Here is an 8,407-nt window from a genome sequence, read left to right on the forward strand (position 1 = left end):
ACTTCACCCCGCCCCCCTCCTGCCCCGCCTGCGGCGCTCGAGGCCGCCCTGACGTGGTGTGGTTCGGCGAATTGCTGCCCGAAGGCGCTTTCGACCGGGCGCTCGAGGCCTTCGCGGCCTGCGAGGTGGCGCTGGTCATCGGCACGAGCGGGGAGGTGGAGCCCGCCGCCAGCCTCGGCCGCGTCGCCTACCACAGCGGGGCCTACCTCATCGAGATCAACCCTGAGCCGACCCCCCTCTCCCCCATCGCCGACTGCTCCTTGCGCATGGGCGCGGTGGAGGGCATGGCCGCCCTGCTGAGCGCGTTCAGTTAAAGGAACCTTTAACTTTTAGCCAGGAAGAGCCTATAACGGTCAAATAACACCCCCCCTGCCAGACTGAGGCGTGAGGATAGGGATTATGGACGGCTGGATTTGGGGGCTATTTCTGATGGCATTGCTCGCCCTAGCCAACTGGACCGGGGGCTCGAGGCAGCGGTGAGCTGTCGATGGGGTTGATTGTCGATAGCCGGTAGCCAAAAGCTCGTGGCCTGTGGCTGGTGGTGAAAGGAACCCCTCCCCGGCGGCGGGGAGGGTTTATCCCCCCTGGCCCCCCTTGCTAAGGGGGGAGCGAGGCGTCTTGCGTCTTGCGTCTTGCGTTTTGCGTTTGGCGTTTGGCGTACGACGTACGACGTACGCCGCACGACCCCCACCCGCCCTACTCCTCTTCCTTCCCCTTCTCCTTCCCCTTCGGGTCACGCCGCCCCCGGAAGACGAGCTTGAAAGGGATCTCCTTGATGCCCAAGTCCTCCCCGATCCTGTTGCGCAAATAGCCCTCGAAGGCCCGGGTCACGAACTCGGGGTAGTTGACGAAGAAGACGAAGGTGGGCGGGGCGACCTCGGCCTGGGTGAGGAAGAAGATCTTCAGCGGCTTGCCCTTGAAATTGGGCAAGGCCACGTGGGCCGTCCACAGCGAGAGGAAGCGGTTGAGCTCGGCGGTCTCGCGGCGCTCGCGGGCCATGGCGTACAGCCGCGCGGCCTCGGAGAAGAGCTTGTGCAGGTTCTCCTTGGTCACGGCCGAGACGTAGGCGCGGGGGAGGTGCTCGAGGTGCGCGAGCTTGAGGTTGAGGTCGGCGCGCACCTTGCGGGCTTCTTCCTGCTCGACGAGGTCCCACTTGGTGATGGTGAGGATCACCGGCTTGCCGGCGTCTAAGGCCTCGTTGGCGAGCTTGAGCTCGCGGTCGCCGACTTCGAAGGGGTCGATGACCAGCAGCACCACGTCGGCGTCGAGGATGGCGTTGTGGGCGCGGTTGATGGCGATCTCTTCCACCAGCGTCTCGGGGCGCTTGCGGATGCCGGCGGTGTCCACGAGCAAAAAGCGGTTGCCGCCGTAGTCGAACTCCACGTCGATGACGTCGCGGGTGGTGCCGGGCTGCTCGCTCACGATGACGCGCTCCTCGCCCAGGATGGCGTTGAGCAGGCTGCTCTTGCCCGCGTTGGGGCGGCCCACGATGGCGATGCGGATGGGCACCACCTCGGGCTCGTCGTCGGCCTGGCGCACGGGCAGGCGTGCCCAGATGGCGTCGATGAGGTCGTCGAGGCCGCGGGCGTGCGCGGTGCTGGTGGGGATGGGGTCGCCGAAGCCCAGGGCGTAGAGGTCGCCCAGGTAGTTCTCGTGCTTGGGGTCGTCCACCTTGGTGGCGACGACGAGCACGTTCTTGTGCTGGCGGCGCAGGAAGTCGGCGACCTCGAGGTCGGCGGTGGCGAGGTCGGAGCGCCCGTCCACGGCGAAGAGCACCAGGTCGGCGGTCTTGAGTGCTTGCTCGACCTTCTCCTTGATCTTGTGCTCCCACACGTCGCTCGACCACATCCCGCCGCTGTCGATGAGCATGAAGCGGCCCTTCTCGGTCTCGACCACGTGCTCCTTGAGGTCGCGGGTGACGCCCGGGGTGTCGGCCACCACGGCGGTGCGCTTGCCCACCAGGCGGTTGAAGAGGCTGGATTTGCCCACGTTGGGCCGGCCCACGATCAGTACGCGATACATAAGAATCTCCAGGCGCGGCTTGCCCGCGCGTTCAAAGGGTCATTGTACAGGGTGCGGGTGGCTGGTGGCGGAACGCGGGGCGCGGGTCGTACGTCGGGTGCGGGTCGTACGTCCTACGTCGTACGCAATACGCAAAACGCAAGACGCCAAACGCCCAACGCCAAACGCCCTTTGTTTACCCCCCTTAGCAAGGGGGGCTGGGGGGGATAAACCCTCCCCGAGTGCGGGGAGGTGTAAACCACAGGCTACGAGTTGGCGGATGATAGCTGACCGCTGATGGCCGATAGCTGACGGCTGTACTACCCCCTCACTGCGCCTTGACCACCGCCTGCACGGTGAGGGACTTGCCGCCCTCGAGGCGGAACACCAGGGGCACCTTTTCCCCTTCCTTCAGGGTGCGCTTGACGCCCAGGAGCATGATGTGCTTGCCGCCGGGCTTGAACTCGAGCTTGCCCTTCGCGGGCACGACCACGTCCTTCAGCGGGGCCATGGTGGTGGCCGGGCCGTGGGCGTCGTGGCCGGAGGCGGGCAGGGTCTTGGTCTCGTGGAACTCGGCCTTGAGCGCGACGGGGGTGCTCACGCCGAGCAGGCGGACGGGCTTGTCGGTGGGGTTGGAGAAGGTGAGGTAGGCGGCGAGGTTGGGGGTGGGCAGCAGGCGGACCCAGGCGTTCTGGGCGGTGAGGCTGTTCTGGGCGAGCACGAGCAGGCCGATGAGGAAAAGGGTGTGGGGCAGCAGGCGCAGCACCTTCATAGCGCCTCACGCTAGCACGGCAGGATGAGACAAATATCCTGCCCGGCTATACTGCTCACAATGCCACAGGTACACACACCCAAGACCTTCGGGCAGCGCCTCGCCACGCGCGCACTGGGGATGCTGGGGTGGAAGGCCGTGCTCGAGCCCTCCCCCAGCCCCAAGTTCGTGGCGGTGGGCTACCCCCACACCTCCAACTGGGACTTCCTCTACGCCATCTTGTGGAAGTTCGCCACGGGTCAGCCCATGAACTGGGTGGGCAAGAAGGAGCTCTTCCCGCCGCTGCTGGCCCCGCTGATGAAAGCCTTAGGCGGCATCCCCCTCGACCGCGGGAAGAAGGGCAGCGAGTTCGTGAGCCAGGTGGCCGAGCTCATCCGCAGCCGCGAGGCCATCGTGCTGGTCGTGGCCGCCGAGGGCACCCGCAGCCGCGCCGAGTACTGGCGCAGCGGCTTTTACTACATGGCCCTGGGCGCGCAGGTCCCCATCGCCCTGGGCTACCTCGACTACGCGCGCCGGGAGGTGGGCATCGGGGCCTACCTCTGGCCCAGCGGCGACATCCGCGCCGACTTCGAGAAGCTGCGGGCCTTCTACGCCGACAAGGTGGGCAAGAAGCCCGAGAACGCCGGTCCCGTCCGGCTCAGGGAGGAAGTGCCGGAGCTCGAGGCCAAGCCCTGAAGCGCGCGGGGTGCGGGCGCGGTAATTTGTGGGCCATGCGGGTGATCAGCCTCAACGTCAACGGCATTCGGGCGGCGGCGGCCAAGGGCCTGGCGGAGTGGCTCAAGGACCAGGAGCCCGACGTCATCTGCCTGCAGGAGGTGCGCTGCCTGCCCGAGCAGTTGCCGCGCGAACTGGGCAAGCTCGAGGGCTACCACGCCTACTGGCACCCCGCCGAGAAGCCGGGCTACAGCGGGGTGGGCCTGCTGTGCCGGGAGAAGCCCGAGGACGTGCAGGTGGGCATGGGCTCCGGCTTCGACCGCGAGGGGCGTTTCCTGCGGGCCGTCTTCGACGGTTTCAGCGTGGCCTCGGTCTACGTGCCCTCGGGCTCGTCGGGGCCGGTGCGCCAGGCCGAGAAGATGCGCTTTTTGGGCGAGTTCCTGCCCTTCTTGGGAGGGCTGGGGGGCGAGAACGTCCTGTGCGGCGACTTCAACATCGCCCACAAGCCCATCGACCTCAAGAACTGGAAGGCCAACCAGCAGAACTCCGGCTTCCTGCCCGAGGAGCGCGCCTGGATCGACGCGCTGATGGCGGCGGGCTACCGCGACGTCTTCCGCGAGCTGGTGGGCCCTGAGGCCGTGCACTACTCCTGGTGGTCGCAGCGGGGCCAGGCGCGGGCCAAGAACGTGGGCTGGCGGCTGGACTACCACTTCAGCACCCCGGGCCTCGCCCGCGTGGCCCACAGCCCGCGCATCCACCCCGAGCCCCGGCTCTCCGACCACGCCCCGGTGATCATCGACTACTCCCTTTGACCCGAATTGGCTATTAATTCCTAATAGCTGATCGGGGTGTCGATGCTCGCCGCGACCTTTATCGCTCAACTGATGCTCGGGGTGCTCTGGCTCGTCGAGCGCCGCGTCCGGCCGGGGCGCTCGAGGCTGGGGCTGTTCTACCTGATAGGCACCACCGCCGTGTTCCTGGCGAGCTACGCCCTCTCCCTGCCGCTGGGCGTCCGCTGGCTGGAGGACAGCGGGGTATTCCAAGGGGATGACCTGCCGGATAGCGCCTTCGACGTCGCGCTGGACCTGCTGGTGCTGGGCCCGCTGGTCTGGCTCCTGGCCCGTGGCCCCATCCTGAAGCGTCAGGACGATCCCTGGGCCGCCCGCTATGCCCTGGCCTACTTCGCCACGGCCCTGCTCCTGGGCGTCGGCCTCTTCGTCCAGGTGCACAGCCTGTACTTCCTGGCCTACCTGCTCGCCGCCTGGCGGGTGCGCCGCGCCGCGGTACGGGAGGGGCCGCCCGAGCCGGCAGGCGGGCCGGCCTGATCAGCCGGTGAGCCTCGAGAGCGCCCAGGCCACGAAGCCGCCCAAAGCGGTCGCCAAGAGGTTGGTCAGGTCGTTGGTCCACCAGCGTAGCGGTCCTCGAGGAGCCCCAGCAGGCTGTCCCACACCGCCCCCGCGACCCCGCCCAGCACCACCGGCCCCGCCGGGATTCCCAGCACGAAGGCCCAGGGGGCCATCCAGAACGCCCCCAGCACCAGCGCCAGGGTGCCGGTCCCGCTCACCGCCGCGTTGGTCCCGCTCTCCACCCGTCCCCTCAGCGGGTGCCAGGCCCAGCTCGAGCGGCTGCCCACCTCGGTCGCCAGGGTGTCGGCCAGCGCCGCGGCGTAGGCCCCCAGGAAGAACGCCGGGGAGCCCAGCGCCAGCCCGAGTGCCGCGGGCAACCCGTTGGCGAGCACCTGAAAGGCCGTGCGCCCGCCCCGGTCCCGGCTGCGCGGGTTGAGCCTCGAGGCCGCCGTCCCCGCCGCCACGAAGAAGACGACCACCAGCGCAGCCGGCAGCCCGCCCACCGCCAGCGGGATCCCCCCCACCAGCGCCGCCGCCCACGCCGCCCTGGGCCTGAGCCACCCGGCCAATTCCGCGAGATACCCGACGACGAAGGCGACCAGGAGGGAGAGGGCGACGGACATTGCCCTAGGGTACAGCAATGGGGTAGCCGATAGCCCAGCGCGGGTCGTACGTCCTACGTCGTACGCCGAACGCCAGACGCAAGACGCAAAACGCGAGGCGCCAGAAGCCTTGGCCCTCGGCCCTCGACGAACTGCGGGGCACGAGCTGCCGGCTGAGGGCTGATAGCTGAAAGCTGCCCGCTACTAGCGCACCGGCGACCAGTGGACCTCGCGCACGTTGCTCACCTGGCGCAGGCGCTCGTCGAGGGTGGCCTGTTCGCCGGCGTTGACCTCGATGCGGGTCTTGATGCTGAAGACCTTGCTCAGAGGGCTCACCGGGTTGGAGTTGACGCCCATGGCGCTCTTGCCCATCGAGGCGATGGCGTCCATGATGTCGCGCAGCAGGCCGGCGCGGTCGTCGGCGAGCACCTCGAGCTGCATCACCCGGCCCAAGCCCTCCCAGTAGGCGGGGACGATGCGGCCGGCGTCGCCCTCCATCAGGCGGCGCAGGTTGGGGCAGTCGGCCTTGTGGATGCTCACGCCGCGGCCGCGGGTGACGTAGCCCAGGATGGGGTCGCCCTTGTTGGGCATGCAGCAGCTCGCCAGCTTGAGCGGGGCGATGAGCCCGTTCTCCAGGCGGATGCCGAGCTGGTTGGGCGTGGGCTTGGGCTTGGCGGCCTCGACCACCGGCGGCTTGGGCACGAGCAGTCGGGCCACCTGCGGCGCCGTGACGCGGTTGCCGGCGAGGGCGAGGTAGAGGTCGTCGGGGGAGGAGGAGCGCACGAGCTTGCGGGCGGCCTCCTCGAGCTGGCTCTCCAGCGGCTTGGGGATGCCCCGGCGCTTGAAGTACTTCTCGAGCATGCGCGCGCCCTTCTCCAGCGAGTCCTGGCGCTCGGTGCCGCGGAAGTAAGCCCGCAGCTTGCTCTTGGCGCTGCGGGTCTTGGCGTACTCGATCCAGTCCTTGGAGGGGTGGGCGGTCTTGGCGGTGAGGATCTCGACGATGTCGCCGTTCTGCAGCTCGTGGCTCAGCGGCACGATGCGCCCGTTGACCTTGGCCCCCACCATGTGGTGGCCCACCTCGGTGTGGATGTGGTAGGCGAAGTCTACGGGCCCCGAGCCGGAGGGCAGGTTGATGACCTTGCCCTTGGGCGTGAACACGAAGACCCGCCCGCCCAGCAGGTCGCGCGTGACCACCTCCACGAACTCGCGCGAGCTCGAGAACTCCTGCTGCCACTCCTGGATCGAGTGCAGCCAGCTCACCCGGCGCCTGACCTCCTCGGGGTCGGTGAGGCCCTCCTTGTACAGCCAGTGGGCGGCGATGCCGAACTCGGCGACGCGGTGCATCTCGCGGGTGCGGATCTGCACCTCCAGCGGCAGGCCGTTGACCGCGATCACCGTGGTGTGCAGCGACTGGTAGCCGTTGGGCTTGGGCACGGCGATGTAGTCCTTGACCCGGCCCGGGATGGGCTGCCACAGCGCATGGACCAGGCCCAGCACGTGGTAGCACACCTGCTTCTCGCGCATGGCCTTCTCCTCGGCGTCGTCGGTGAGGCGCGGCTCGAGGATGACCCTCAGGGCCAGAAGGTCGTAGATCTGGGCGAGCTCCTTGCCCTCGCGCTCCATCTTCTTCCAGATGCTGTAGAGGTGCTTGGTGCGCCCCGTGACCTCGAAGCCGCGCACCAGGCTGCGCAGGACCGAGTCGCGCTGCAGCACGGCCTCGAGGCTCTCCCGCGCCCTGTCCACCGCCGCCTCGCGCTCGTCGCGGTGGCTCTTGAGCCGCTCGGTGAGCCGGGCGTAGCCCTCGGGGTTGAGGTAGCGGAAGGAGAGGTCTTCGAGCTCCCACTTGAGCTGCCCGATCCCCAGCCGGTGGGCCAGCGGCGCGTAGATCTCGAGGGTCTCGCGCGCGATGCGGGCCTGCTTGTGGGGGGGCATGAACTCGAGGGTGCGCATGTTGTGCAGCCGGTCGGCCAGTTTGACGATGATGATGCGCACGTCCTCGGCCATGGCGATGAACATCTGCCGCAGGTCCTCGGCGTGCTTCTCCTCGGCGTGCTTGACCTCGCCCTCGCTGGCGACGTGGGCGAGCTTGTAGAGCTTGGAGACCTTGGTCTCCCCCTCCACGATCTTGCGCACCGCCGCGCCGAAGCGGGCCTCGATGGCCTCGGGCCGGGCCTCGGTGTCCTCGACGGTGTCGTGGAGCAGCCCGGCCATCAGGGTGTCGGCGTCGAGCTTGAGCTCGGCCAGGATCTCCGCGACGGCCACCGGGTGGGTGATGAAGGGCTCGCCGCTCCTGCGCCGCTGGCCCTGGTGGGCCTCGAAGGCAAACTCCAGCGCCTCCCGCACCTTGCTCCGGGAGGCCGGGTTGAGGTGGACGATCTTGGGCTCGAGCTGACCCCAAAGTTGGGCTGGACTGACTTCGACCGCCTGCGACACTTCCCCTAGTGTAGCATCGGCCTCCCACGAGATGGTTCAAGGCGTGAAAGGCACCCCTCCTCTTCCCTACCCCGCGCGCGGGGAGGGTTTATCCCCCCCGGCCCCCCTTGCTAAGGGGGGCAAAGAAAGGGCGTCTTGCGTCTTGCGTCTTGCGTACGACGTACGACGCACGACCCGCCCCCGGCGCCCGGCCATCGGCCCGGCTACAACTGCGCCAGCTCAGCCCGGTGCCGCTCGACCTGGGTCAGCAGGCGCGAGAGCAGGGGCTTCTCGGCCAGGATGAACAGGCCCTTCTCGCCCAGCGGGACCATGATCATGACGTTGTGGGGCAGGGAGATCACCGCCAGACGGGTGGTGGCCCCGGCCAGTTCCCCCGCCAGGAGGCTCAGGTCGCTGAAGGCGTTGCGCACGCTCCGGGCGGCGGTGGGCAGTTTGCCCATCAGCACGCCGTTCTCCCCCACCAGCGCCACGGCCTCGACCCCGCGCAGGCGGAAGGGGGCCAAAGCGTCGTCGGACTCGCCAGCGGGGGCCTCCTCGGCGGGCTCGGCCTCGAGCGTGGCCGTGGCCGGGACCGGGGCGGGGGCCGGGGTGCCCGCGGG

Annotated in this window: 8 protein-coding genes and 1 pseudogene; 4 read left to right on the top strand and 5 right to left on the bottom strand. The window is 68.7% G+C overall.

Annotated elements, in window-relative coordinates; genetic code table 11:
• Positions 1 to 314: SIR2 family NAD-dependent protein deacylase (locus Mterra_RS16475; RefSeq protein ID WP_338025082.1), on the top strand; the 314-nt coding region annotated here is incomplete at its 5' end.
• 382 nt (positions 315 to 696) lie between these two features.
• On the opposite strand, the gene der is transcribed toward Mterra_RS16475, so the two are convergent.
• The gene (gene der / locus Mterra_RS16480; RefSeq protein ID WP_119316155.1) at positions 697 to 2,022 is read right to left on the bottom strand and encodes a ribosome biogenesis GTPase Der; all 1,326 of its coding nucleotides are present in this window, start codon (positions 2,020 to 2,022) and stop codon (positions 697 to 699) included.
• A 307-nt stretch (positions 2,023 to 2,329) separates the two neighbouring features.
• The gene (locus Mterra_RS16485) at positions 2,330 to 2,773 is read right to left on the bottom strand and encodes a copper chaperone PCu(A)C (RefSeq protein WP_119316156.1); all 444 of its coding nucleotides are present in this window, start codon (positions 2,771 to 2,773) and stop codon (positions 2,330 to 2,332) included.
• 60 nt (positions 2,774 to 2,833) lie between these two features.
• Between Mterra_RS16485 and Mterra_RS16490 the strand changes: the two genes are divergently transcribed.
• The 3 genes from Mterra_RS16490 to Mterra_RS16500 all read left to right on the top strand — a co-directional run bounded on the left by Mterra_RS16490 (position 2,834) and on the right by Mterra_RS16500 (position 4,752).
• Entirely contained in the window at positions 2,834 to 3,448 is a 615-nt protein-coding gene (locus Mterra_RS16490; protein ID WP_119316157.1) for a lysophospholipid acyltransferase family protein, read from the top strand.
• A gap of 35 nt (positions 3,449 to 3,483) precedes the next feature.
• Positions 3,484 to 4,239, top strand: a complete 756-nt coding sequence (locus tag Mterra_RS16495; protein ID WP_119316158.1) for an exodeoxyribonuclease III — start codon at positions 3,484 to 3,486, stop codon at positions 4,237 to 4,239.
• 72 nt (positions 4,240 to 4,311) lie between these two features.
• Complete coding sequence (locus Mterra_RS16500) at positions 4,312 to 4,752, top strand: hypothetical protein (RefSeq protein WP_119316159.1); 441 nt, start codon at positions 4,312 to 4,314, stop codon at positions 4,750 to 4,752.
• Positions 4,753 to 4,817: 65 nt separating this feature from the next.
• Here the strand turns inward: Mterra_RS16500 and Mterra_RS16505 are convergent, their stop codons facing one another.
• The 3 genes and pseudogenes from Mterra_RS16505 to Mterra_RS22485 form a co-directional block, all read right to left on the bottom strand.
• The gene (locus Mterra_RS16505) at positions 4,818 to 5,396 is read right to left on the bottom strand and encodes a DUF92 domain-containing protein (RefSeq protein WP_245971667.1); all 579 of its coding nucleotides are present in this window, start codon (positions 5,394 to 5,396) and stop codon (positions 4,818 to 4,820) included.
• Positions 5,397 to 5,579: 183 nt separating this feature from the next.
• Positions 5,580 to 7,808, bottom strand: a complete 2,229-nt coding sequence (locus tag Mterra_RS16510) for a RelA/SpoT family protein (protein ID WP_119316160.1) — start codon at positions 7,806 to 7,808, stop codon at positions 5,580 to 5,582.
• A 203-nt stretch (positions 7,809 to 8,011) separates the two neighbouring features.
• A pseudogene (locus Mterra_RS22485) lies at positions 8,012 to 8,407 on the bottom strand (hypothetical protein); the annotation flags it as partial.

It is taken from the genome of Calidithermus terrae (genome assembly GCF_003574345.1).
In the GTDB taxonomy this organism is placed as follows: Bacteria; Deinococcota; Deinococci; order Deinococcales; family Thermaceae; genus Calidithermus; species Calidithermus chliarophilus.